Origin of the sequence: Paenibacillus dendrobii, assembly GCF_009807035.1 — a bacterium.
Classification (GTDB): Bacteria; Bacillota; Bacilli; order Paenibacillales; family Paenibacillaceae; genus Paenibacillus_AQ; species Paenibacillus_AQ dendrobii.
Map to the genome: position 1 here is coordinate 1706848 of NZ_WUBI01000001.1, position 24907 is coordinate 1731754.

A 24907-nucleotide genomic window follows, 5' to 3' on the forward strand; every position below is an offset into this window, starting at 1 on the left:
CTACATCTTTCTCCTGAATTCACCCGGAGTCATGCCGAACACCTCTTTAAACTGGCGGCTGAAGTATGGCATATATCGATACCCCACCCGATCTGCAACCTCATAAATCTTAATACGCGGGTCCTTGAGCAGTTCTCCCGCTTTTTCCATCCGCAAGGTAATGACATATTCGCTAAAGTTGGTCCCTGTAACCTCTTTGAATAAGGAGCCTAGATAATTAGGGGAAAATGATAAGTAATCTGCCACTTCCTTAAGTGTTACATTGTCGTGCAGCTGCTGCTTCACATAGCGGATCATTTCCTCTACAAGCTTGGCACTTTTCTTCTGTCTCTTGTTCTGAATGATTTCAGCGGAGCTGAACAGGCGATATCTTAGCCATGAGCGAATATCATCGATGGTTTCATACTTCAGCATAATATCCGGCTTGCTGAGTCCATCATGCTGCAGCGCTTGGAACATATTCTCGCTGACGGTTTTCAGTTGGCCTTCCAGCCTCATCCAAATATTCATGACGTAAAATTGAATCTGAACCCTTGATCGCATCCCTGATGCTAAAGTAAAAAAGCGATCGACCTCGTCACTGATCTTAACCAAGTCATAATGGAGAACCGCATTCAGGAGCGGTTCAAGCGGTATATCCGTATTGGGCATTTCCTCAGGCTCTTCAAACTTAAGCTTATCATGATCTATAACTTTTCCTTTGCCTAAAATCAGCTTATAATCCAGTGCAGCCAATGCTTCACCGTAAGAATCACGTATTGCTATCAAATGCTCCGCCCGGCCACCGAGCCCAATGGTGACAGAAAAGGGATATTGCTCATGAAGCTGCTGAACCACGGACTCGAGATCCGGCTCTTTGTCTCCGCATTCGGTTAACAGAAAAATCCGCTGCTTTGAGGTGCGGCATATATGACGAATCCCCTCCGCTTCAAACAGCGGCAGAGCAGATTCATAAAACCGATTAAACCATTCCTGCTTCAAAGACTCCGGTTGCGGATCGAGTTTCCAGCTCATATCATCGATTTCCATTGCAGCGGCCCGGGCTGGCCAGCTCACATTTTTCAAATCATAATGCTCCAGGAGAATCGCAGAAGTCTCAGCGTTGATAACTCCTTCCAGAAGCTGGAGCAAGTATTCGTTTTTAGCAATCTGCCTATAAGCTTGTTCGGTCTTCTCCCGTTGTTTTTCACCATCCAGCTCTTTTACGATCTTCTTCAAAGCATCGATTAGTTCCTGATCATCCATGGGCTTCAATACATAGCTGTATGCATTCAGCGAGATGGCCTGTTTCACGTAATTAAAGTCCTGATAACCGCTTACAAAAATGACTTTAATCCGGCCGTACAGCTCTTTGGCCTTCTTGACGAGCTCGAGCCCCGACATGCTGGGCATATGTACATCCGTTACTAAGACATCTATCGTTTCTTTTTCTAATACGCTCATGGCCTCAAAACCATTATTGACGGCATCCACGACTTCCAGGCCCAGATCGGTCCAAGGAATGAAGGTCCTCATTCCTTCCAAATCGAGGATTTCATCATCTACAATTAAGGTTTTATACATGAAACCATCTCCTGACCGAATAATTAACTACTATCAATCCTGTACATGGATTTCGCCTCATAAACGCATGAGCCGCCCCTAGGGACGGCTTGCGCTCAGCTTGCTTTAACTATACCATTTTTCGGCTAAAATGAACCAAAGTTTTCCTTCACCCTACTCGATTCATATTTTCAAATCCCTGAGAGAGTTATCTAATCCTTTAGTACAATTTATTATCATTAATTTCCGTTGATCTTTTTCAGGTTTTCCTGCCATTTTTGAGTTTTGAATGCCAGCAGTTTATCATAGCCTACAGCCATGGCATCCTTCTCGGCTTTATCCAAAATGGACAGAACTTCTTCATCGCTTTTTGCATACAAAGCTTTCGCTCTGGATTCAGAGAAAATTTCATCTACGCTTTGCTGCACGATACCTTCTTCAGTGTCCGGCATTGGGTTCAAATTGACGAATGCCGTTGCATTATACTGCGTTTTCCAAGTAATGCTTGATTGGTAACGGCTTTCCCAATTCTGTTTTTCAGCCGGAAGCGTTGCTTCGAACTTCATTTTGGATTTGTCGATATACACGGTGTTGCCGTTCCACTGCAGGTTAACCGTAGCGTCCATAATTTTACTGCGTCTTTCAACGTCATTAATGTACGCATCGGTAAATTTCGGATAACCTTCTTCATCGGTACCTTGCCACAGAATGCCTTCAGGTCCCCACATGATTACACGGCTTCCTTCTTCGCCAGTCAGCCAATCAAGGAATGCAAAGATTTTCTCTGGATCTTTGGCGGACTTGGTGATCAGAGCCACGTTCCATCCAAGCTGGTTGTAGCTTCCTGTCCAGATCTTGTTCTTGTCGAGACCTTCCTTGTGAACCGGCCAAATCATTTCATAACCGGCAGTCGGGTCCTTCTTCTTGAGTTCAACGTCGCCTTTGCTGCCGTATTCCGTCGGGCTTGCGCCAGCTGCAATGGCAAAGCGCCCTGTATAAGCTTTTTCAAGAACTTGGTCTTTCGTTTGCGTCAAGGCATCCTGTGCCATCAGCTTTTCGCGGAACAACTTCGAAGCGAACTGCATGGATTCACGGTATACCGGATCCTGGAAGACGGAAGTCAACTGATCGCCATTAGGTATTGCTCTTTCTCTCAAATACACCGGTGAATGATCTTCGCCGAACGCGGAGTACAGAATATCCAGGCCTTGACCATCTTTGGCTAGATCCGGTTCAAAAGGTACGACATTCGGATACTTGGCTTTAACTGCTTTCAAGTAATTGTACAGATCATCCGTTGTTTCGAGCTTAGGCGAGCCAAGTTCTTTGTACATTTTGCTGTTCATCAGATAACCTGCATTACCCGCTGGCTGCGAAGTATACCAGTTCGGGAACTGATACAGCTTGCCATCGCTTGAGCGAAGCATGTTCAGAGTAGAATCCCCTGCCCATTTTTTCAAGTTAGGATATTTATCGAGATATTCGTCATACGAAACCAGCATTCCTGCTGCGCGCAGGCGCTCAACATCGGTACCGCGGTCTGTCCAGATCACATCCGGAAGTTCCTTGGAAGCAATCATGGTATTTAATTTTTGTGCCGCGTTGCCCCCCGAGTTGATTGCGGTGATATTGACTTTCTTATTGTCTTGAATCCATTTACTTGCTTCGTCAGCCCCCCATGAAGGCATCGTATACCAGTCATAATGTCCGTAGAAGGTAAAATCGAGCGGTGAGCTGCCAAGCTCGAATTTCTCGGAGCCAGCGCCTTCCTTATTTTCCGTCTTGTCCTCGACCTTCGCTGCATTATTGTTTGTTCCCTCGGCTGACTTGTTATCACTTCCGCCGCAGCCTGAGAGAGCGGTGGCTGTTGTGCACAAGAAAACAAGCGACACAATCAGCGATCTTCTCCAACTTTTCATTTAATAACCCCTTTTCCCCAAAAATTCAATTTATGTTTAAAGCATTTAAGCTCTAAACTCTACTCTTTGAGCGATCCTACTAATACGCCCTTGACAAAGTATCTTTGCACGAAAGGATAGACCGCGATAATCGGCAGTGTCGCAACCATCATCGTCGCCATGGACAAAGACTTTGTCGTAACACTCTTCATCGCCGACATTCGGCTCTGCGCGGCGGAATCCAGCTTGGACATCTGCTCAGTCATAATATTGGTGCTGAGGATCTGCTGCAGCATGGACTGAATCGGCAGCAGTTTCTCGTTGGTGATGTAGATACTTGGAAGGAACCATTCGTTCCAGTGCGCCACAGCTGTGAATAGACCCAGGGTAGCAATGACCGGTCCGGACAGCGGCATGATAATCCGAAAAAAGGTAGACCAGTTACCACAACCGTCAATCTTGGCCGATTCTTCCAACCCATCCGGCAGTCCCATGAAGAAAGTCCGGAAAATGATCATGTTCCACACGCTGATCAGACCCGGTATGATGAATACCCAGAAAGAGTTCATCAGACCCAATCCACGTACTACCAGGAACGTAGGGATCAAACCTCCGCCGAAATACATCGTAACGATACACATCACCATGTAATATTTGCGGCCGATCAGTTCTTTTTTCGTCATACCGTAAGCAAAAATTGCTGTACATAGTACGGACAGGATTGTGCCAACCACGGTTCTCATCACACTGATGGAGAAAGCGTTCAATATTCGTGTGTCTCTAAAGACGACGTAATAATTTTCGAGCGACCATTGCCGCGGCCAAAAAGTGATGCCGCCCAAAGCTGTATCCATTCCGTCATTAAGCGAAATGACCAGCCCGTTCCAGAATGGGTAGAAGGTACTGAAACCCAATAATGTCAGAAATCCGTATACCAAAAAACTGAATATCCTATCGCCATAGCTTTTACTATGCATTCGATTGCAGCCTCCCTGTCATCTCCCGTGTCAAATCATGCATTCTACCATAGACTGTTTCCGGATCTGCGAGCAAACATGTTGGCGAAAGTCAACAGCCCCACGCTAATCACGGCCTTGAATAATCCGACCGCCGTAGCATAAGAGAAGCGCTGATTCGTAATCCCCACCCTATACACATAGGTATCGATTACGTTAGACACATCCCTCAACACCGGATTGGAACCCAGCAGGAGAATGTCTTCAAAGCCCGCACTCAGAAGGTTGCCGATAGCCAGAATCATGAAGATGGCCACAACAGGAATAATGGAAGGAATCGTAATCATAAACATTTGTTTGATGCGTCCCGCTCCATCCATCGCCGCCGCTTCATAAAGACTCGGGTTAATACCCGCGATGGCAGCCAGATAGACGATAGAACCGAATCCGATTTCTTTCCACACGCTCGTGGATACTAGAATGCCCCAGAAGTATTCGGCTTTGCCCAAGAATCCGATCGGTTCCCGAATCAAATGCAGCTTTTGCAGCAAAATATTCAGGCTTCCGTTATCTGTGGACAGGATTGACATCGCAAAACCTGCGACGATAACCCAGGATAGAAAATGCGGCAAATAGCTTACGGTCTGGATGACCCTTTTGAATACCATATGCCTTACTTCATTCAGCATCAGCGCCAGGAATATCGGTGCCGGGAATCCGATGCAAAACTTCAGCAGGCTGATAACGATGGTGTTGCGGACAATGGGCCAAAATTCAGGCGAATGAAAAAACATGTTGAAATGTTTGAATCCCACCCAAGGACTTGCCCAAAAACCGTTAAAAATGCTGTAATCCTGAAAAGCCATGAGTACACCGTACATTGGTATGTAGGAAAAAATAAAAATTAATATCAGCGCCGGTATGACCATCAGCTGGATATCCCACTGTTTGATCATCCGGTAAGCGACTCCCCGCTTTTTCTTTACGTCCTCTACTTTTGTTATAGTTGCGAGCTGCGCCATAAGCTTCCCCCCTTAGCTATCATTGTAATCGCTTGCAAGTGGGGAATACTATTTGCCTGGTCAACGAAATCTGATACTTTTAACAGATGCTATTAGAAAATATGAAAGAGCCCCTTCCCCGGAAGCGGAGAAAAGGCTCTAATCGATAAGACTACTTTAGAGATTTTTTGTCGATCCCGGGAGCCGATATCGGCAATTCTACCTGCCCCGGACTCTGTATTACACTTACTTTGTACTTGCTATCCACATAAAATGAAGCTTTGGCGGTCGAGATGACTTGCGGATATATCTTTCCCGGCTCCGGTGTTGTGAAATGATAATATGCAACAGCTTTCTGTCCGGAAATAAACTCAATACGGTCCACTACGATTCCATAACCCGGATTTGGCATATCCGATTTCGAAAGAATGACTTGATTGACGTCATCATTAATCTTTTTTACTTGAACGGAAACATCATTCTCCGATTCCCCCGGATCCTGCGGGCCTTTGCTTTGGATGAACTGACGAGCATTGTAGATCATTTCTGCCGCCTCCATACGGGAGATATACTGCTTGGGATGGAAATTTTGCTGTTCATCAAGCTTAGCGATATGCGTAAGAAGCAGAAATTGCACCGCCCCTTTATTCTCGGAAAGTATCTCGTCATCGTCTGCCACAGCTAGGTACATTTCGACAATCGGGTACTCCCCCGTTGCTGTGACGGCTTTATGCAACATGCCGGCAAATTGTTCTTTGGTCAGTTTGGAGCTCCAGTCACGGATTTGGCTAATGGGAATCCCGTTATCCGCCGCAATGCCAGCAGCCTGCGCATACCAAGCATTTTCAGGTATATTCACCTTGGAACCTGAAGCAGTTCCTCCGTTCGCAGCCTTTAAGTTCATCGCATTAACCAGAAGCTGGACACCCTGGGCAGCCGATAATTTTTCCGATGGCGCGAAACGATCCGGTGCCACACCATGAATGATGCCTTGTGATTGCAGGTATGATGCTATGTTTTCCTGCCGGGGATCCTGGATATCCGAAAAAGCATATGCCGAGGTCGCAGTCGCCAGGCAGCAGACCGCAAGAAGAGCTGTGGCTATTTTGTTCTTGATTCGCATCAACGATCACCTCCACTCTCTCTGACGGAGACGGTCTCGTAAATGTTTCATATTATTGGCAATGCATCGACATCTCATTCGCGTTTTTTCATTATACTTGCGTTGGCGTTTCACCTTTTTCGGCTTCCTGATCCAAACCGAGCTTTACGTACAGTTCACTCGTATATTTTTGAAGCTTGCGTTCCAGATCCTGAGCCTGCTGCTTGAAGCTCGTAAGCTCCCGGATCATTCTCGACCGGCCTGCCGGACTAAAGGTCTCCTGGATACGCTCCTTAAAATAATCATGAACGATATAATTGCGCAACTTCCAAACTTCCTTCAATTGCTCTGTCTCCGCCTCAGAGAAGGGGAAATGGTGTTGAATTTCATTCACCAGCTGTCCGAGCGAATTGCTGAGCTTTTGGTGGTACAGATCGGCAAGATCTTCCTCCGTGGGGACCTTCCCCTGCGAGATCTTCATCAGCATTAACAAGTTGACAAGCTGCTGTTCCAGCGCCTGTGAATAGTATACCGCGAGTCCGAAATAAGCAAATAATTCCTTGGAATGTTCGCTATCCAAGAGCCGTGTCTGTTTCATCATACCCTCCTACCCATCAACCCGTGATGACATCGTATAGTTCCATGTTAAAGGATGTCCATCCAATCATCAACCAGTAATGTGAAACAGGCACTCATACCTAGATTTTCATACGCAGAAAGATTACGTTCTTGCATCTCTGCGAATGGAAATAGCCATGTATGCCACACCAAGTAAAAGAATATAAATGAGACTCCATCCTATCATTCCCCACACTTCGCCGGGAGCAGACTTACTGCTGTTTAGAAGCCCATCCATGATGGGCGACACCGGAGGCAAGAGCCAGTGAAGCCAGGCAAGCGATATTGGAAGTATAGCGATAATGGGTTTGGCTCCAATCGAGACAATGACCAGAATAAGAAGGAGTGCCGTAGCTTGAGTGCCGTTTGGCATCCATGCCCTCTGAAAAAAGAGAGATAACATGATACCGAGCATTCCCATCACAAGATGCCCACAGGTGGCCTGAAAAAGCTGCTGCAGCCGGACAGGCTCTCCGAACATATGCGTCAAAATCGGATAAACAATAAATAGTATGGCGAAAAGAACGATAGGAATAAGCATAGCCAAGAGTTGACTGAACATATACCTTCTCATACTGCCGATATGTATGATGTGCAGCTGCTCTTGCTGCGGGCTGCCGTGATTAAGAAAAGTTAAGCCCGTCCAGGATGCGCCGATAAATAAAAATACGGATGTGACCGCGTAGCTGTCCATCACCGGATTGGGTTTGTAGGAATAGAGCAGGAACATCGCGATCAGAGTCCCGGCAAGGGGTGCAAAGTATGCGTGCTTGCGAGTATAGCTTTTTAATAAAAAACGGGCTAATGCCACCAAGTCTATCGATCTCCCTTCGCAGCATTCAGGAGACCATTCAGTCCATCTTTCAAGAGAATGTCCATTCCCTCTTGCGGATTCACCATTACAATCGAACCCCCGCTGTCCAGGATTCGGCGTAACATGATATCGGTCGCGTCAGACCATACTTCAAGCTCATAAATGCCTTCCGCTGCCGCATAATCAGTAGCCTCTGAAAGCCTCGATAATCCTTGAGCCGTGCCGGGATCAATTCCTCGGAAAACAATCCTCGTTACGGATGATGCCGCTAGGGCTGTCTCAGATGTTTCCTTGATGATCCGTCCGTTTTTCATCAGCAAGACACGATCTGCAATCTGCTCAATCAGCGTGGATTCGTGAACCGACATGACAACGGCTGTTCCACTTCGTTTCAGCGCAGCCAATAAACGCAGCAGCGTTTCCTGCGCTTTGATATCGAGTCCAGACAATGGCTCGTCCAACAGCAGCAAGTCAGGGGCGCCCATCAAGGCTTGGATCAAATTAATCTTTTGCAGCATTCCCTTGGAGAACTGAGTCATCTTAACATGCATAAAATTCTCCATACCGAGTTGGTTCATGAAATCTGTCAATTCCTGTCCCGCAGCCCTTTTTTCCATCCCGCGAATCGCTGCCGCACTGAGCAAAAACTCCCATGGAGTGAAGGTAAAGGGCGGAAACCGTTCCGGAACATAACCGGTAACAAGCCTCCCTTCCCTTGCCTGCCGAATACCCGTCGTAGGACGGATCAGGCCTGCCAACATTCTCAGCAGAGTGCTTTTACCTGACCCGTTCTTGCCTACCAGGGCCGTACATTCTCCTTGCTTTATTATCAGTGAAATATCCTGCAAGACTTTATGCCTGCCGTATACTTTCACGGCATCCGTCACAGTTACCAGTTCAGCTGTAATCCCTTTCTCCAAACCCGCAATCGCCAAGCCTGAAATCTCCTCTCCAGCTTCAAGCCCTATTTACATCCGGTCAGGTGTCTGCACACCCAGCAGCTTCATCGTCCGTGATAAGGACGCGCCGGCCAAATGTGTCAGACGTAGTCTTGCGCTCCGTGTTGACTGCTCATCGGTTACAATTCTTTCCTTATTATAAAATTGATTGAAAGACTGCGCCACATCCAATGCATAACGAGCCAGAACCGAAGGCTCATTATGGCGGATGCCGCGCAGGAGTTGTTCCGGAAATATCGTCAGCAGCTTCAAGAGCTCCCAGCCCGAATCTCCAAGAATATTCATTTCCCCTATTGCATCTGGAGCTGCAACCTCATGCGTCGCCTCAACCGCAGCAGCTCCCTTTGTAAGGACACTTTGCGTTCTGGCATAGGTATACTGGACATAGGGTCCCGTTTCTCCGTCAAAGTTCAGCGCATCCTCCAATGAGAAATTCACTTCATTCACGCGGTTGTTTTTGAGGTCGCCAAAAATAATCGCGCCGATCCCGACAGCATTTGCCACCTCTTCCTTGCCTTCGAGATCCGGATTCTTTTCATTTATAATCGCCATGGCTCTAGCGACCGCCTCATCCAGCACCTTTTCAAGGACAACGATTTTGCCACGACGCGTGGACATTTTTTTGCCTTCGAATTTCATTAAGCCAAACGGTACATGAGTGCAGCTGTCGGCCCAATCCATCCCCATCCGCCGGAGTACGGTGAATACCTGCTGAAAATGCAGCCTTTGCTCGCTTCCCACCACATACAATAAACGGTCCGCCTTCATGACATCATGTCTGTAAATCGCTGTTGCCAAATCCCGAGTAGGATAGATCGTCGTTCCGTCTTTTTTTATGATCAGGCATGGAGGCATCCCCTCGTCGTCCAGTCGAACCACAAGCGCTCCGTCACTTTCTTCAAGCAAACCCTGTTCTTTCAAGCTCTCTACCACAGGCTGCATTTTATCATTATAAAAGCTCTCCCCAAGCGTATGGTCGAAAGAGACATTCAGCCGCTGATACATCCGGTTGAATTCCTTCATACTCACTTCCACGAAATATGCCCACAGCTTCCGCGCTTCCTCATCCCCCGCCTCGAGCTTACGGAACCAGTCCCGAGCCTCCTGTTCAAGTGTATCGTCGTTTGCCGCCTCTTCATGAAAACGCACATAGAGCTGAAGTGATTCTCCGATCGGGTCTAACGAAAGTGCGGTGTCATCCCCCCATCTTTTGTAAGCGGCAATTTGCTTGCCGAATTGGGTGCCCCAATCGCCAAGGTGATTCACACTGACCACATCGTAACCTGCCAATTTATACATATTGTATAAGGCCGCTCCAATCATGGTTGAACGCAAATGGCCGATGCCGAAAGGCTTCGCAATGTTGGGAGATGACATATCGATCACCACTTTGATTCCATTTCCGGCATCCGGCATGCTCCCTTGGTCCAGCTCCTCCATCATTAAGCGGCCATAATAATCCCTGTCGAATCTCAGATTCACATACGGCCCGGCAGCCTCTGCGTGGACATAGGGATGGGTAAACGCATCCGCAATATCCTTTGCCGCAGCCTGTGGCGCTTTTCTAAATTGCTTGGCCAGTATAAAACAGGGAAAAGCGATGTCACCCAAATTGGATGACGGAGGAACCTCCAACAGCTCCATCAATTGTTTTTCTTCCAGCGGCACATAAGCTTTCATAGCTTCCGCTGCCCATTGGTATAACATCATTCTCAACCTCTCCTTCATTATTAAGAACAAAAAAGCCCCCGTCTCCATAATAGAGACGAGAGCTGAATATCCCGCGGTACCACTCTAAGTAAACGAACACGGCATCATCCGTATATTCGTTTCCCTTAACACCTATAACGGGGTTAACCGGACGGATCTACTTGCTTTTCCCGAGGAAAAGCTTTGGATCAGCCATCTCACGGGTGCGCTTCACGAAGGAACATGTACCGGCTCTCACTCTCCCCGGTTCGCTGTCCATGCCAGACCTTCCTTACTCTCCCGATCCCTGACGTTCAATTTTCAATATTATACACATCCCGTGAACGGGAAGCAAGGGTTATTTCTTCACTTTGCTGCAGGACTGCCTTCCTCATTCTCTGTTGACGGAAGCCATGTAAGCAGCCCGTTCGCCTCCAGAACCTCCATGAATTTAGACAAGCGCGGAAGCAACGGCTCGGCACTCTCGCCAAAACGTTCACGGATTCCATCCGCTATTTCACCTACGGATTGCTCCCCGCAGCAGCGGATGACAACTGCGCTCCCCAGATCATCCAGATGGATCTGAATGGTGCTTGGCTGTTTAAGCCATTTGACGGATTGCCGCTCCAGCCAGCTTCTGCGGGGAAGCAGCAGCGTCACTTTCTCTTCGTTTGTTTGTACGGACGCAATTCGGTTCGTCAACACCGGGACCATATCAAGCAGATTCGGAGATTCGGCGGCAACTTTGTTTTTTTTGGATTTGAATCCAATCATTCGCTAATTACACCTCCCGCTTGGATACCACGGACTTCGTCTTGCGGCCCAGGGACATCCATGTGAGCATGATGACAACGAGCATGAAAATAATGAAAGGCAGCCAATTGTTTTTAATCAGTACTTGGCCTGGTATCGGAACATTCAGCCAAATAAGAATGGCAATGATGACGCCGATCAGCGACTCGCCTGCAATTAAGCCCGAAGCAAGCAAGGTTCCTGTTTCTACCCGTTTTTTCAGCAACGCCTCACTTTTGCGGGAACGCCATTCCACAAACCAGCGGACGATCCCGCCCACCATAATCGGCGTGCTGACATGAATCGGCAGGTAAATGCCTACCGCCACAGTCAGCGAATTAAGACCCAAAAATTCAAATACAACGGCGGCAGCAACGCCTATAAATATCAAATCCCAGGGCAAGTTGCCGGACATGATACCTTCGACAATCAGCCGCATTAGCACAGCTTTGGGAGCCGGCAGGTCTTCCGAACCCAATCCGTAACTTTCATTCAATACGGACAAGATGAATCCGATGACTAGACCGCTCACCAGCACTCCAATCATCATCGCCACCTGCTGCTTCCATGGCGTCCCGCCAACGAGATAACCTGTTTTCAAATCCTGGGAGATATCTCCCGCTACGGCCAGAGCCACGCACACGATAGCCCCGACTGTCAATGCAGCGATCATCCCGGTCATGCCTGTCATACCCGTCAGCTTAAAAATGATGGTTACGATCAGCAGCGTTGCAATCGTCATACCGGATACCGGAGAGGATGAACTTCCAACCAGACCAACGATTCGCGAAGCCACGGTTACGAACAGAAAACCAAAAATGGCAATCGCGATTGCGCCGACAATTCCCACATCCGTTAATGGCGCAAAAGCAATGATAATCACAAGCAGAGCTATCATCACCGTGACCCAAAAACCCGGAATATCAAAATGTGTACGGTCCAGGGTAACCTTCGCATGATCTTTTCTTTTCAGCCCGGTTAATGTAGCCGCAAGCGAACTGAACAGCATTGGAAGCGACTTGACCAGCGTGATAATCCCTCCGGCTGCAACAGCGCCTGCCCCAATGTACCGTATGTAACCCTCCCAAATGCCCCACGGATCAAGTCCGGGGATAGGCTTGTCGCCCGGGGGAAGCACCGATGCGTCCCCTGCCCCGAAAAATCCGATCATCGGGATCAAAACAAGCCAGGCCAGAATTCCACCGGCGAGCATTTGTCCCGAAATGCGGGGTCCAATGATATATCCCACGCCGAGCAGCGCCGGGTAAGTGTCCATACCGATCAGTGAATTTTTAAATTTATATATTCCCGTCTCGATTTCCGTTTTGAAAAACTTAAATCCGTCTCCAAGTGCCTTAACCAGGCCGCCAGCCAAGAAGCCGTATACGACCATCTTGGCGCTCTTGCCTCCGGTTTCGCCGGAAATCAGGACTTCTGCGCAAGCGGTTCCTTCCGGATATGGAAGCGTTTCGTGCTCATTTACGATCAGCAGCCGCCGAAGCGGAATCATCATGGCGACACCCAAGAAGCCGCCGACAAGGACAATAAAGCTGACCGTGCTCATATGCGGAACTTGATTCCACATGTACAGAGCCGGAATCGTGAAAATGGCTCCTGCCGCTACCGCTTCGCCAGCCGTTGTCATCGTCTGGACGATATTATTCTCCAATATGGATTTACGTTTGAATAACCCTCGTAGTACGCCTAGCGAAATAACCGCTGCCGGAATGGAGGCACTGACGGTAAGCCCGATTTTCAGCCCCAGATACGCGTTGGCCGCAGCGAACACGACCGCGAGCACGATCCCCAGGATAATGGACAGCAGCGTTAACTCCGGCAATGATTTTGATGCAGGTATGTACGGTACAAATGATTCCGATTCCTTATGTTCTTGTGCTTTCACGAATGTCTCTCCTTCCCGTTCTGTCTGAAGCTTCATGGTAAACAACCATATAGTACCCCATTCCTGAAGAGTTCAAACCGAAGGGTGAAAGTTCTGCCAAACATGAAAAAAGCCAGAACAGCTTTGGAAACAAGCAGCTCTGACTTTCTTTGTACGTACGATATATTCTTAAGCCGCTGTCAGCATATGACGGCAGGCATCCGCACAGCGGCGACACGCTTCCGCGCAATCCTTGCAGTGCTGATGCTCATGCTTCCCGCACTCGTCGGCACAGGCTTCGCAAGCCTTTACGCATAATTCGCAAATTTCTTGGACAAACGGACTCTGACGGATCATGGACTGCGCAGCAAAATCGCAAATATCCGCGCATTCCCGGTCCAGACGAATGCATTCACGCAGCATTGCCAGTTCATATTCCTTAAGGCTTGAAACGTAGCAGACATTACAAGCATTCATACATTGCAAACACGCTTCGATACAATCTTTATATTGCAAATCCTGGTTCATCATCATTTCTTACCCTCCAGTTTATTTATTGGCTCTGTTTCACTATTAACCATAATGTCTGAAGGAGAAACCAGGAAAAAACAGTATGCTGCCGGATCATCAGCCCTCTTCCAATGCTCTCATGCCCTGTTCAATGGCCGACTTCGAGAAATGCTCCCCGATAAAAACGACTACATCCGGCACTTCACCCTGCGGGTTGATTCGCAGAAAATCAGGTTCCCGGAAAGCATATTGGAACAAAAACCGGCTTGCCGTATCGCTGAAGGTCAAAACTCCTTTCGCCCGGTAAACCTCGCGTGGCAGATTGGCAATGAATTTCTCAAAGGCTCCGCTGTCTAACGGACCTTTCAAATAATGGGTATACACCATGACGTGGTCATGATGTGTATGGTGCTCAGATGCATTGTGTCCATGATGATGCCCTGTATGACCATCAGATTCCCGTTCTCGGGATGCTTCCCTCAGAGCAGCAGCAAGTCCGTTCTTATCCCCCAGCGATTCAAGAATATGCGGAATCTCAACCTCGCAGCGGACAGCAGGGAGCAGGGGAGCATAGGCATTCCAGCGCGAGATGACGTCAGTGAGCTCTTTCTGCTCCTCATCTCCGATGCGGTCTGTTTTATTCAGGATCAGACAAGAAGCTGCGCGGATTTGTTCCTGCATCAACCTGAATGTTTTTCCTTTCTGCTCCCTGTATAGTTCCAGTAAATGGGCCGAGTCCACAACCGTGATCACGCCCTTCAGATCGATTTTGATATATAAAGCAGCTTCGGTGACACCGTCTAGGATTTCCATTGGATTGGCAATCCCCGTCGCTTCGATAATGATGACATCCGGTGCTTCCCTCTGAATAAGTCCGGCGATCTCCATGCTCAAATCACCGCGAATCGAGCAGCAGATACAACCGCTGAGCATTTCGGTCATCGGCACTTGATTCTGGACAAGAAGACCATCGAGATTAACATCTCCGATCTCATTCATGATGACGGCAGGAACCAGTCCTTGCGCTTGCCAGTGGGTAACGAATTGTTGCAGAAAGGTTGTTTTCCCGCTTCCCAGAAAACCGGATAATATGTAAATGGGTGTTGTTGTTTGCGTCGGCATATCGTTCTCCCCTTCATTCCATGCACGAAAATCAGTTTTTTAGCAAAGTGTACTACACCCTCGGGCGCATCGCAACTGCTTGGAATTATCGTTAACTTGAGGTCCGTCCTTGATTTGCATGTTCTTTTCCAAAGGGCTATCCTATAAAGACACTCTAAAAGGGAGAGGAGAGAATGTAGAGATGAAATCAGCAGACCAACACCGCAGCGAGGCACCGGATACCGTATCTTGCATGATTGTGACTGTTTCCGATACGCGTACTCCGGAGACCGATATCGGGGGACAATTGATTAAATCCCTTTTGGAAGAGTCGGGTTACCGGATTGCAGGTTATGAAATTGTTAAAGACGATTATGAAGGCATTCGCGAACTGATCCACCAGGCGTCAAGCAATCCTGACGTGGAAGCCGTTATTTTGACCGGGGGCACAGGAATTTCCCCGCGCGATACAACCTATGAGGCAGTCTCCTCGTTGCTGGACAAGCAGCTTCCCGGATTCGGGGAAATATTCAGGTATCTCAGCTTCACCGAAGATATCGGAGCGGCAGCTATTTTGAGCAGGGCGATCGCCGGCACCTCCGGCAGTACCGCTGTCTTTTCCATCCCTGGGTCCAAGGGAGCCGTTAAATTGGCCATGGAACGCATTATTGTTCCGGAACTCGGTCATGTGATGCGTGAAATCTATAAAAAAGAATAGGTATCGGACAAAAAAATGCCGTAAGCTGATTTTCAGCTCCGGCATTTTTGGGTTATGTCACTTAAAATCCATACGATCCAACAAAGAATTAAATACCTCGTGAACCTGCTTGTCATATATGCCTTTGTCTTTACCCGATGACGTATAGATCAAAGAGGCTCGGTTATGGCTGTAGATCACAGTGTGCATGTTTTGTGTATCGACTTGCTTCTGGTCTCCGTACCAGTTGTGAATCCGTTTGATTCGCTCCTGTTCATCCGTGAACACATGCAAATTGATGTACTGCTGCGGATTCCCCCGGATGTAAAACATATAACTGATATTTCCGCGACCATCTTCGGCATACATCTCGTGCGTCAGCGGTATCTTCTTTGCACCGAAAGTCAGCTGAAGCTCGTTAAGAAGCTGACCGTTAAGTCCTTTTCCCTGCGATTGCGCCCTGATATTCCCCTCAGAATAAGAATCGAAATTATACAGTTTGGTTTCTTTTTTAATAACGGTATGCTTGTCGCAGCCAACCGCGGCAATTAGCAGCACACAGGCCAGCAGCAATGCTAACGGTTTGTTCATGTCGGTTCATCCCTTCCAGATTTCCCTGCTGCCGCCAAGGCGGAAGACAGCCTGTTATGGGCTTAGAATGCCAACATTTCAAACGCTTTATACAGTGCCACTAGCTCCTGCATCTTTATTCCAAACGAACAATCGTTCTCCCGACGGCATGACCCTGCAAAATAGACTGAAGCACCTGTGGGAGCTCCTGAAGCGTACATTCCTTGATACCTACGCCCAGCGCTCGTTCCGGCTTCCAATCCCCGCCCAGGTTGCTCCAAATCCGATTTCTCCATGCTTTAGGGCAATACACCGAATCGATCCCAAGCAGCTGAACTCCCCTTAGAATAAATGGATGAACCGTACTTTCGAAGGAAGTCCCTCCTGTGAGTCCTGACAACGCCACGGCCCCGCCGTAACGAATGCTTTTCAAAATGCTATTAAGATGCGGTCCTCCGACCGGATCGATAACACCTGCCCAAAGCTGCTTGGAAATGGGTCCCGGCGCTGTATCTGCAATCTCTTCCCTTCCAATGATCGAAGAGGCACCTAAACTCTCCAGCCATGCCTTCTGCTTATCGATTTTGCCTGTACTTGCGGTTACTTGGAATCCGGCCCGTGAAAGCATGTCCACGGCAAAGCTGCCGACGCCGCCCGTAGCGCCCGTCACAAGGATCGGCCCCATATCGGGGGTAACGCCGCAATGAAGCAGCCGGTCAACAGACATTGCCGCCGTGAAACCGGCCGTACCAATTCCCATTGCTTCACGAAGAGTCAAGCCTTCGGGAAGATGGACAAGCCAATCCCCCGAAAGCCGGGCATATCTGCTAAATCCGCCAAAATGTGAAGTTCCTAGACCATAGCCGGTGCACAGGACAAGGTCACCCACCTTAAAATCCGGATGTTCCGAATGCACAACCTCACCTGAGAGATCGATACCGGGAATCATGGGATACTGCGGCACTACCTTTCCCTGAGGCAAGCTCGCCAATCCATCCTTATAGTTGACTCCAGAGAAATGGACCTGAACCAAAACGTCCCCCTCAGGCAGATCGTTCAGCGTTAATCTTTCTACATTGCCCTTCAGTTCTTCACCTTCTTGGCGAATCATAAACGCTTGAAATGTATCCATCACATGTTTCCCTCCCTGGGTATGAATTCACATTTATTATACATTACCAATATCCTGCAGTTCACTTCCTCCTCAAATGTCGATTTCAGTCGACAAATCATCCTTTTTCGCATCGTTTGCCGGATCATGCGCTTTCCCGAGAAATAATCCTGCAATACCATGCCCTCCTTCAGTTCATCCATCTGAATAAACAAAAAAGAGGAACCGGCATTTGCCGTCCCTCTTTCGTTGCTGCTTAGTCTTCCACCTGCATATACTCGGCCATTAATTTCTGCTTCATTTCCCAGACATTCTCGCTGATGTTGATGCGGTAAATTTCCGGGTTTAGCTTACGAAGATATTCCGGCCAAAAGAGATCCATCTGTTCCCGATGATACCGGCGGATTTCCTCCAGCGTAGGCAGGGGATATACCTGCATCCCGTTTTTGAAAACCTGTTCCAGCATGGGAAAGGCATCATAATTTTTTACGAATTTCTGCAAATATGGGTGCTGGGGATTAAAGAGTTTCAGGCGCATGCCATCATGCGGTCTTTCCTCTTCCGGAAACATAATATAATCCGCTATTGCTTTGCCGCTGACACGATCCACAATACGGTATACATCCTTTTTACCCGGTGTGGACACTTTTTCCGGATTTCCCGAGATCTTGATGGTCGGCACCATTTCTCCCTCTACTTCGCGCTCTACGAGCTTATATACGCCTCCAAGCGCAGGTTGGTCTGCAGCCGTGATCAACTGGGTTCCTACGCCCCAAGTATCCACACGTGCGCCCTGAGCCTTCAGGTTAAAGATCGTGTTCTCGTCGAGGTCGTTGGAAGCTACAATTTTAACGTAAGGAAAACCTGCATCATCCAGCATCTTGCGGGCTTTGATGGACAAATACGCCAAATCGCCGCTGTCCAGACGGATGGCGGACATTTTCTTACCGGCTGCTTCGAGTTTCTTAGCGGTCTCGATCGCATGCGGAACCCCGCTTTTCAGCGTATCAAAAGTATCCACCAACAAAGTAACATCGTCAGGCATCACTCTGGCATAGGTGTCGAACGCTTCCTGCTCTGATGGAAAGCTTTGTACCCAGGAATGCGCATGCGTTCCCTTGGTAGGAATTCCGAACTTCTGGCCTGCCAGCATGTTGGAAGTCGCGTCGAACCCCGCTACATAGGCGGCACGTGCCCCCCATACTGCAGCATCGGCTTCCTGAGCACGGCGCGTACCGAACTCCAGCAGAATATCGTTTCCGGCCACCTGCTTCACACGCGATGCCTTGGTCGCGATCAGCGTCTGAAAATTCATGAAGTTAAGCAGTGCTGTTTCCACCAGTTGGGCTTCCATGATGGTTCCTTCCACACGAACCAAAGGCTCGTTAGGAAAAACAAGGGCTCCTTCCTTCATCGAATACAAGTTCCCGCAGAAACGAAACTGTTTCAATTCTTCCAGGAAAGCAGAATCATAATTCTCTTCCTGCTCGGACAGGTACCTGATATCCTCATCCGTAAACCGCAGGTTGGCGATATAATGAACGATCCGCTCCAATCCGGCAAAAACCGCATAGCCGTTTCCGAAAGGAAGCTTGCGGAAATAGGCTTCAAAAACGGCCTTTTGCTGATGTGAACGGTTTACCCAGTGCGCGTACATCATGTTAATTTGATATTTATCGGTATGTAATGCCAGTCCTGCTGTCTGCATGGCAGGCTTCCTCCTTTGTGCTTCAGCCTTGGTTCGTTGAACTAACGATAACCCATTGTGTTAGGCTATTAATCCCGTGACCAAGTGATATCTGTAAAATGCTGCAATGCTCAGCCATGGCTTTCAGAACAAAAGCTTGCCGGTAAGCAAGCTTCCATACGACGTATTCCTCTCCATGCAGTGATAATGCCTCTTACGTGTAGATCGATAAGAGAGGCGCATAAGCTGTGAACCTATACAATTGGGCAGGACGCTGGGAATATTGGTTAGAGCTGAGCGGCTTGCCTGTCTCATCCCTTACCTCCTCCAAAATCCCTTGTCTGCTGCGGGTGGATGTAATTTTACGTATAAAATTAGGTTCACTGAATTCTGGAACAACCGTCTGAATGACCTGGTAAAGCTCGCTTAACGTAAATTGTTCCGGCAAAAACTGGCGCGCGATCGTAGAATGGAGCATTTGCTGCTGAATGCGAAGATACGCATCACGGATAATCTCCCGATGGTCAAATGCCAGCTCCAGTCCGTTCAGAACCTCTTCGATACTGAACAGCCCTACTTCCCCTGCATCATCTGCCGCCTGTCTGCTTTCGAGCATCCATTCCTCGACGAGAGCAAAAAAAGCATGGCTGATAATCCAGCCGCGCGGGTCTCTTCCCGGTGTACTATATACGCCAAGGTATTCCAAATGCCCCCCGTCGACTCCCGTCTCCTCTTTGAGCTCTCGGGTAGCGGCATCGTAAATGGATTCACTTTCTTGGCAGAAGCCGCCAGGCAGCGCCCACATCCCTGCAAAAGGCCAGGACTTGCGCCGGATCAGCATGACCTTGAGTTCTCGGATCGGAAGAGTTTTGGTCACTGTCTTCCTTTCCCTTTTGGTCAATGTAAACATAACGATATCTGCCGGTACACCATCTGGTGTACGGTATTTTTTAGCCGAATAAGCTTGTGCTTCAGGTGAAGAATCACCTTGTTTCCCATGTTCGTTCATATCATCACCACATAACTTCTTTTTGATACTTTCATTATGATTTATTGATTGGAAAAGTCAAGTGTTTTTATTCATATGCAGGTTCGAATCTTTGAGCTATTTGCGATTAACAACCCGGAATGTAGCCGTTGCAAGACATCCGAGCGTCCCTTCACTATTGTGGATACGAGCTTCTGTTGTCATTGAGCGGCCCGCCATATGAATGATTCGCGCAGTAACGGTAAGTCTGCCGGTTGTCATCGGAGACATGAAGTGAACATTAATGTTGGTTGTTACGCAGCTGTCCTGATCCTTGGCTGCCGTCGCGGCCATTCCCATGGCCTGGTCCATCAATGACGTCAGTACGCCGCCGTGAATGATGCCCATCGAATTCGTGTGATGCTTCTTAGCGTCCAAAGCAATGACGATCTTCTCTTCATCTGCCGATACGAACTCGCAACCCAAATAAGACCAAAACGTGTTTTCCCCACGTGCAATCATTTCTTCCAATGCTTTCATTTTGCTACCCCCATTGCTGTCTCTCAATATTATGTTGTTTAATTCTCTTGGGTGTTCATTTCCAGAATGACCTGATCCCGGCACGGAATGCCATTTTCATAAATTGGCTCAGGATAGTTGTTCACAAAATAGTCCCGCTCTATCCGGATCATCCGGAATCCGCATTTTTGATACAGCGCCAGCTGATTCAGACTGGAGTTTCCCGTCCGGACGATTACCTTCGTGCAACGATTATTCCGTGCGTGTTCCAGGGCTTGCAGAATCAGCCTTTTACCATAACCTTTCCCTTGAAAAGCCGGATCGATCGCGACATTCATGATTTCTCCGGACGTGGAATCCAGCGGCATAAATCCAATCGCCCCAATGATCTTGTCGTCCTGTTCAGCAACTATCCAATTCGACCGATTCAGGTACTTCTCGACTTGCAGCCATTCCGGATCTGCCAGCATCAGCAAATCCCTGGGCAAAGTCTCCTCTACCCTTTTCACTCTGAATATCACTTGCTTGCTCATAAACTCGCCATCCTTTCCCGCGTCCACAAAAAAAGGCGCGGATACATGATCCACAGCCTTAATTCTTTATCTCTTAACCGCAATTGGAAGGAGGTGCATCGGTTCCCGCTTCAACATTGATCTTCTCGGAAACGGTATCTCGAATCACCGACATAACCAACTGCAGAAGGTAATTGATATCGCTTTGGCTCTGTTGGAATTCCACTACCACCGGTATTCCATCGATTTCATCCTGGAGCGTTTCCATTTCTTTCTCGATTTTCGCTACCATTTGCGGATTTTGAAAAGATTCAAAAGCCACCACTTCTTTTTGGCGTTTCTTGAGCGTTGAGATCAAGCCTTGCACATGCTCATGATTGCGGATTTTTTCTTCCGCCTTCTGGTACTGCTGAACCTCTTCGCTGCTTGAGATCAACCCTGCCAGTTCTTTGGCCTTGGCCATAATATCGTCGCGGATAATCAAATCCTTTGTATCGTAAGACATCATGCCCATACTGTTCAGGTGGCCTTTTTCTATCATCTTACATTACCCCTATTCCGTTTAATTGACTCTATAGTGTTAGTGCTGGAGCTGCATTTGTTTCTGGAACAATTTCACCCTTGATATACCAGGTCATTGCATCCGTGATTTTGACGTGGACGAAGCTGCCGATCAGCTCATGATCCCCTTCAAAATGGACCAGCTTATTCGTACGGGTACGTCCTGCCAGCACGGAAGCGTTATTTTTGCTCTCACCTTCAACCAGCACTTCGACGATCTCTCCACGAAGGTTTTCGTGGCTCTTACGGCTATGCAGCTCGATGGCACGATTCAGGCGCTGCAGGCGTTCCTTCTTGACCTCCAGCGGCACATTGTCTTCCATCACGGCGGCCGGCGTGCCTTCGCGCGGTGAGTAAATAAAAGTATACGCTGAGTCAAAGCCGACTTCATGCACAAGCGAAAGCGTGTCTTCGAATTGCTCATCCGTCTCGCCCGGGAAGCCGACGATAATATCCGTGGTCAGAACCGCACCCGGAATGGCGGCTTTTATTTTGCCAACCAGTTCCAAGTAAATTTCACGTGTGTATTTCCGTCCCATAATCTTAAGTACTTCGCTGCTTCCCGACTGTACAGGCAGATGAATATGCTCGACCAGATTACCGCCTTTGCCGAGAACTTCGACCAGACGGTCGTCGAAATCCCGTGGATGGGACGTGGTAAAGCGAATGCGCGGTATATCGATTTTCCGGATATCATCCATCAAATCGCCAAAGCTGTAGGTGATGTCGGTGAAATCCTTGCCGTATGCGTTCACATTTTGGCCAAGCAGCGTAACTTCCTTGAATCCTTGGCGGGCCAGGTCGCGCACTTCGGCAATAACATCCTCTGGGCGCCGGCTCCGTTCCTTACCGCGAGTCATCGGAACGATGCAATACGTACAGAACTTGTCGCAGCCGTACATGATATTAACCCAGGCACGCAGTCCTTCGCGTTTCTTCGGCAGGTTCTCGATGATGTCGCCTTCTTTGGACCACACCTCAACGACCATTTCTTTGCTGAGCAGAGCCTCTTTCATGAGATGCGGAAGTCGGTGCAGATTGTGGGTACCGAAGATCAAATCCACGAAGCCATGCTTTTGCATGATGCGGTTAACCACATTCTCCTCTTGGGACATACAGCCGCATACACCAAGCAGCATATCCGGTTTTTCACGCTTCAAGTGCATGAGATGTCCGAGCTCGCCAAACACTTTGTCCTCGGCATTCTCACGGATGGCACAGGTGTTCAGCAGAATAATATCCGCTTCCTTTCGCTCCTCCGTTGAGGTATATCCCATTTGCTCCAATATTCCTTTGATGGTCTCTGAATCATGTTCATTCATCTGGCAGCCGAATGTATATACGATATAATGCTTTCCTTTACCAATGTCCTGAAGGTCAGCAGGTATCGCTGTATCGTACAGCACCTGTACGTCTTCCCGTCGGCGCTTCTTGCTTTGTCTATGGTTAGGCTCCGAAATAATATGAATCTCCCGGCCTTTGATACGAATGGTCTTGCCGTGTTCATCCTCTGACAGGACCTTGGCATCGGAAAAATCAAAATATTTGGAGTAATCCTTTGTTTCCTTGGCCATGCTGATGATCACTCCTTCAATTCCCTTGGGGACAAAACACTCTGTCTAGATAAATTGAATTCTTATTCCATAGTCCAATTTATATAAAAAGGCATTCCAATGAATTATAACATGAACTGCCGGTGTTATCTAGTTTCCCGGCGCGGCAAAAACAGCAAGAAATGACAATTCCCTGTGTTTCGCAAAGGATGCCGCAAGTCTAACACTAAAAAGAAAAAGTCGCGAAAAAGGATGGGTAGAGCAAATGCATTTGCTTAACCCATCCTTATTTTGAACAAGAAGATAAAAACAAGAATTACTCGATAATTTCAGCGTTATCTCCGGTATTGACTCCGGCCGCGTTTCCTTCATCGGTATCGATATGCATGTCCAGTGCGAAGGAATCCGATACGCGAGCGATGACGTTTTCGAAAACGACGCCGCGATCGCCGCCAACTCGCACCTTCAGCATCTGTTGATCGGCAATGCCCCATTTCTCGGCATCAGAAGTATGAAAGTGAATATGACGCGCTGCAACGATTACGCCCTGCTCCAATTCAATTTCACCCTTCGGACCCTTTACCTTTACGCCAGGAGTTCCTTCGATATTGCCGGATTCACGAACCGGTGCTTTCACTCCGATCGCGAAGGAATCCGTACGGGAAATCTCCACTTGGCTTGCTTTGCGGGCTGGGCCCAAAATTCTCACCTTATCGAATTGACCCTTAGATCCAATGACCGCTACCGTTTCATTGGCGGCAAATTGGCCCGGCTGGGACAGAGGTTTAAACTCAGTCAATTGATAGCCTTCTCCAAACAAAGCCTCGATATGTTCTTGGGTAAGATGAATATGTCTTGCGGATACTCCAACAGGTACAGTTTTACTCACGTGGATCACTCCTTATTTTTTCTCTATGATCTGTACGCCAACTCATTATACATCCTTTTACCCCAAATTAAAAAGGCGCTACCGCACTTGCGGGCGCCTTTTCTGATTTTATTTGAATTCCGCTACAAGATTGTCAAATTGTTCCCGGGAGATAAGCGAATCCTGATGAGCCAGCGGTTCCTCTTTGAAACCGGATACCAGATTCTCATAACTCTTTTTGTTCTTATCCTGATAAATCAGTCCGGTAACCATGCCGTTGGTCTCCATCAATGTCGTCATGGCAGCAATCCGGCTCGTCTTATCATAGTCCGGAATCGAATCCAGCGAAACGATGTTGTCCTTGAACCATTCGTACGTATTGACCTTATTGAAGGTTACGCAAGGGCTGAACACGTTGATGAGGGAGAAGCCTTCATGTTTGATCGCTTCTTCCACGAGTGCCGTCAACTGCTTGATATCGCTTGAGAACGACTGAGCCACGAATGTCGCCCCTGCAGACAATGCCAGCTCCAAAGGGGACAGCGTGGTTTCTACAGAGCCCTGCGGTGTACTTTTGGTTACGAAGCCTTCCGCGCTTCTTGGCGAGGTTTGGCCTTTGGTCAATCCGTATATCTGATTATCCATAACGATATAGGTCATATTGATATTTCTGCGGATCGCATGGATGGTATGAGCCATACCGATGGCGAAGCCATCTCCGTCTCCTCCGGATGCGATGACCGTAAGATCGCGATTCGCCAGCTTTACGCCTTGCGCAATCGGAAGTGAACGACCATGAATACCATGAAATCCATAAGCGTGGATATAGCCTGAAATCCGCCCGGAACAGCCGATACCGGATATGACGGCCAGCTGCTCAGGTTCCAGGCCGGAATTCGCGGCTGCACGCTGAATGGCGGCTTGAATGGAAAAATCCCCGCAACCCGGGCACCAGTTGGGTTTAACATTATTGCGAAACTCTTTGAATGTGGCCATGA

The 24907-nt window shown here is 48.2% G+C and carries 24 protein-coding genes and 1 other annotated feature; of the genes, 1 reads left to right on the top strand and 23 read right to left on the bottom strand.

The genetic code is table 11. The annotated features are described in order from the left end of the window. From GRF59_RS07355 to GRF59_RS07415, 13 genes are all read right to left on the bottom strand, one after another. Nucleotides 1-1563, bottom strand: a complete 1563-nt coding sequence (locus tag GRF59_RS07355) for a response regulator (protein ID WP_160496952.1) — start codon at nucleotides 1561-1563, stop codon at nucleotides 1-3. A gap of 218 nt (nucleotides 1564-1781) precedes the next feature. Beyond that, entirely contained in the window at nucleotides 1782-3461 is a 1680-nt protein-coding gene (locus GRF59_RS07360; RefSeq protein WP_160496953.1) for an extracellular solute-binding protein, read from the bottom strand. Nucleotides 3462-3520: 59 nt separating this feature from the next. Beyond that, entirely contained in the window at nucleotides 3521-4417 is an 897-nt protein-coding gene (locus tag GRF59_RS07365) for a carbohydrate ABC transporter permease (RefSeq protein ID WP_160496954.1), read from the bottom strand. A 44-nt stretch (nucleotides 4418-4461) separates the two neighbouring features. After that, nucleotides 4462-5418 carry an ABC transporter permease gene (locus tag GRF59_RS07370; RefSeq protein ID WP_160496955.1) on the bottom strand — a complete coding sequence of 319 codons (957 nt, stop codon included), beginning with the start codon at nucleotides 5416-5418 and terminating at the stop codon, nucleotides 4462-4464. Nucleotides 5419-5569: 151 nt separating this feature from the next. After that, nucleotides 5570-6520, bottom strand: a complete 951-nt coding sequence (locus tag GRF59_RS07375) for a protease complex subunit PrcB family protein (RefSeq protein WP_202128506.1) — start codon at nucleotides 6518-6520, stop codon at nucleotides 5570-5572. A gap of 91 nt (nucleotides 6521-6611) precedes the next feature. Then, nucleotides 6612-7097: a hypothetical protein gene (locus GRF59_RS07380; RefSeq protein ID WP_160496956.1), complete on the bottom strand. Its 486-nt coding sequence runs from the start codon at nucleotides 7095-7097 to the stop codon at nucleotides 6612-6614. A gap of 123 nt (nucleotides 7098-7220) precedes the next feature. Next, nucleotides 7221-7931, bottom strand: a complete 711-nt coding sequence (locus GRF59_RS07385; protein ID WP_160496957.1) for a hypothetical protein — start codon at nucleotides 7929-7931, stop codon at nucleotides 7221-7223. A gap of 2 nt (nucleotides 7932-7933) precedes the next feature. Continuing rightward, the gene (locus GRF59_RS07390) at nucleotides 7934-8866 is read right to left on the bottom strand and encodes an ATP-binding cassette domain-containing protein (RefSeq protein ID WP_160496958.1); all 933 of its coding nucleotides are present in this window, start codon (nucleotides 8864-8866) and stop codon (nucleotides 7934-7936) included. Between the two features lie 33 nt (nucleotides 8867-8899). Beyond that, complete coding sequence (argS, locus tag GRF59_RS07395) at nucleotides 8900-10597, bottom strand: arginine--tRNA ligase (RefSeq protein WP_160498176.1); 1698 nt, start codon at nucleotides 10595-10597, stop codon at nucleotides 8900-8902. 51 nt (nucleotides 10598-10648) lie between these two features. Further along, nucleotides 10649-10896 (bottom strand) — a binding site (T-box leader). 49 nt (nucleotides 10897-10945) lie between these two features. Next, on the bottom strand, nucleotides 10946-11353 hold the full coding sequence (locus GRF59_RS07400) for a PqqD family protein (protein ID WP_160496959.1): 408 nt from the start codon (nucleotides 11351-11353) through the stop codon (nucleotides 10946-10948). Nucleotides 11354-11360: 7 nt separating this feature from the next. After that, nucleotides 11361-13274 carry an OPT family oligopeptide transporter gene (locus GRF59_RS07405; protein ID WP_341480028.1) on the bottom strand — a complete coding sequence of 638 codons (1914 nt, stop codon included), beginning with the start codon at nucleotides 13272-13274 and terminating at the stop codon, nucleotides 11361-11363. Between the two features lie 168 nt (nucleotides 13275-13442). Next, a complete protein-coding gene (locus tag GRF59_RS07410) occupies nucleotides 13443-13781 on the bottom strand; it encodes a four-helix bundle copper-binding protein (RefSeq protein WP_160498177.1) in 339 nt (112 codons plus the stop codon). 99 nt (nucleotides 13782-13880) lie between these two features. Continuing rightward, nucleotides 13881-14885, bottom strand: a complete 1005-nt coding sequence (locus GRF59_RS07415; protein WP_160496961.1) for a CobW family GTP-binding protein — start codon at nucleotides 14883-14885, stop codon at nucleotides 13881-13883. 181 nt (nucleotides 14886-15066) lie between these two features. Here GRF59_RS07415 and GRF59_RS07420 point away from each other — a divergent pair, with 181 nt between their 5' ends. Further along, nucleotides 15067-15582: a MogA/MoaB family molybdenum cofactor biosynthesis protein gene (locus tag GRF59_RS07420; protein WP_160496962.1), complete on the top strand. Its 516-nt coding sequence runs from the start codon at nucleotides 15067-15069 to the stop codon at nucleotides 15580-15582. A 57-nt stretch (nucleotides 15583-15639) separates the two neighbouring features. On the opposite strand, the gene GRF59_RS07425 is transcribed toward GRF59_RS07420, so the two are convergent. From GRF59_RS07425 to GRF59_RS07470, 10 genes are all read right to left on the bottom strand, one after another. Continuing rightward, complete coding sequence (locus GRF59_RS07425) at nucleotides 15640-16152, bottom strand: hypothetical protein (RefSeq protein ID WP_160496963.1); 513 nt, start codon at nucleotides 16150-16152, stop codon at nucleotides 15640-15642. 115 nt (nucleotides 16153-16267) lie between these two features. Further along, nucleotides 16268-17263: an acrylyl-CoA reductase family protein gene (locus GRF59_RS07430; protein WP_160496964.1), complete on the bottom strand. Its 996-nt coding sequence runs from the start codon at nucleotides 17261-17263 to the stop codon at nucleotides 16268-16270. 235 nt (nucleotides 17264-17498) lie between these two features. Then, a complete protein-coding gene (locus GRF59_RS07435) occupies nucleotides 17499-18950 on the bottom strand; it encodes a nicotinate phosphoribosyltransferase (protein ID WP_160496965.1) in 1452 nt (483 codons plus the stop codon). Nucleotides 18951-19143: 193 nt separating this feature from the next. Further along, the gene (locus tag GRF59_RS07440) at nucleotides 19144-19938 is read right to left on the bottom strand and encodes an NUDIX hydrolase (protein WP_160496966.1); all 795 of its coding nucleotides are present in this window, start codon (nucleotides 19936-19938) and stop codon (nucleotides 19144-19146) included. 96 nt (nucleotides 19939-20034) lie between these two features. Continuing rightward, nucleotides 20035-20436: a PaaI family thioesterase gene (locus tag GRF59_RS07445; protein WP_160496967.1), complete on the bottom strand. Its 402-nt coding sequence runs from the start codon at nucleotides 20434-20436 to the stop codon at nucleotides 20035-20037. 38 nt (nucleotides 20437-20474) lie between these two features. After that, entirely contained in the window at nucleotides 20475-20948 is a 474-nt protein-coding gene (locus GRF59_RS07450) for a GNAT family N-acetyltransferase (RefSeq protein ID WP_160496968.1), read from the bottom strand. Between the two features lie 73 nt (nucleotides 20949-21021). Continuing rightward, nucleotides 21022-21468: a YlbF/YmcA family competence regulator gene (locus GRF59_RS07455; protein ID WP_202128507.1), complete on the bottom strand. Its 447-nt coding sequence runs from the start codon at nucleotides 21466-21468 to the stop codon at nucleotides 21022-21024. Nucleotides 21469-21499: 31 nt separating this feature from the next. Then, nucleotides 21500-23062: a tRNA (N6-isopentenyl adenosine(37)-C2)-methylthiotransferase MiaB gene (gene miaB, locus GRF59_RS07460; RefSeq protein ID WP_160496969.1), complete on the bottom strand. Its 1563-nt coding sequence runs from the start codon at nucleotides 23060-23062 to the stop codon at nucleotides 21500-21502. A 295-nt stretch (nucleotides 23063-23357) separates the two neighbouring features. Beyond that, nucleotides 23358-23930, bottom strand: a complete 573-nt coding sequence (gene pduL, locus GRF59_RS07465; protein ID WP_160496970.1) for a phosphate propanoyltransferase — start codon at nucleotides 23928-23930, stop codon at nucleotides 23358-23360. Between the two features lie 108 nt (nucleotides 23931-24038). Beyond that, nucleotides 24039-24905, bottom strand: coding sequence for a 2-oxoacid:ferredoxin oxidoreductase subunit beta (locus GRF59_RS07470; RefSeq protein ID WP_160496971.1), 867 nt, complete (start codon nucleotides 24903-24905; stop codon nucleotides 24039-24041). Nucleotides 24906-24907 lie beyond the last annotated feature (2 nt).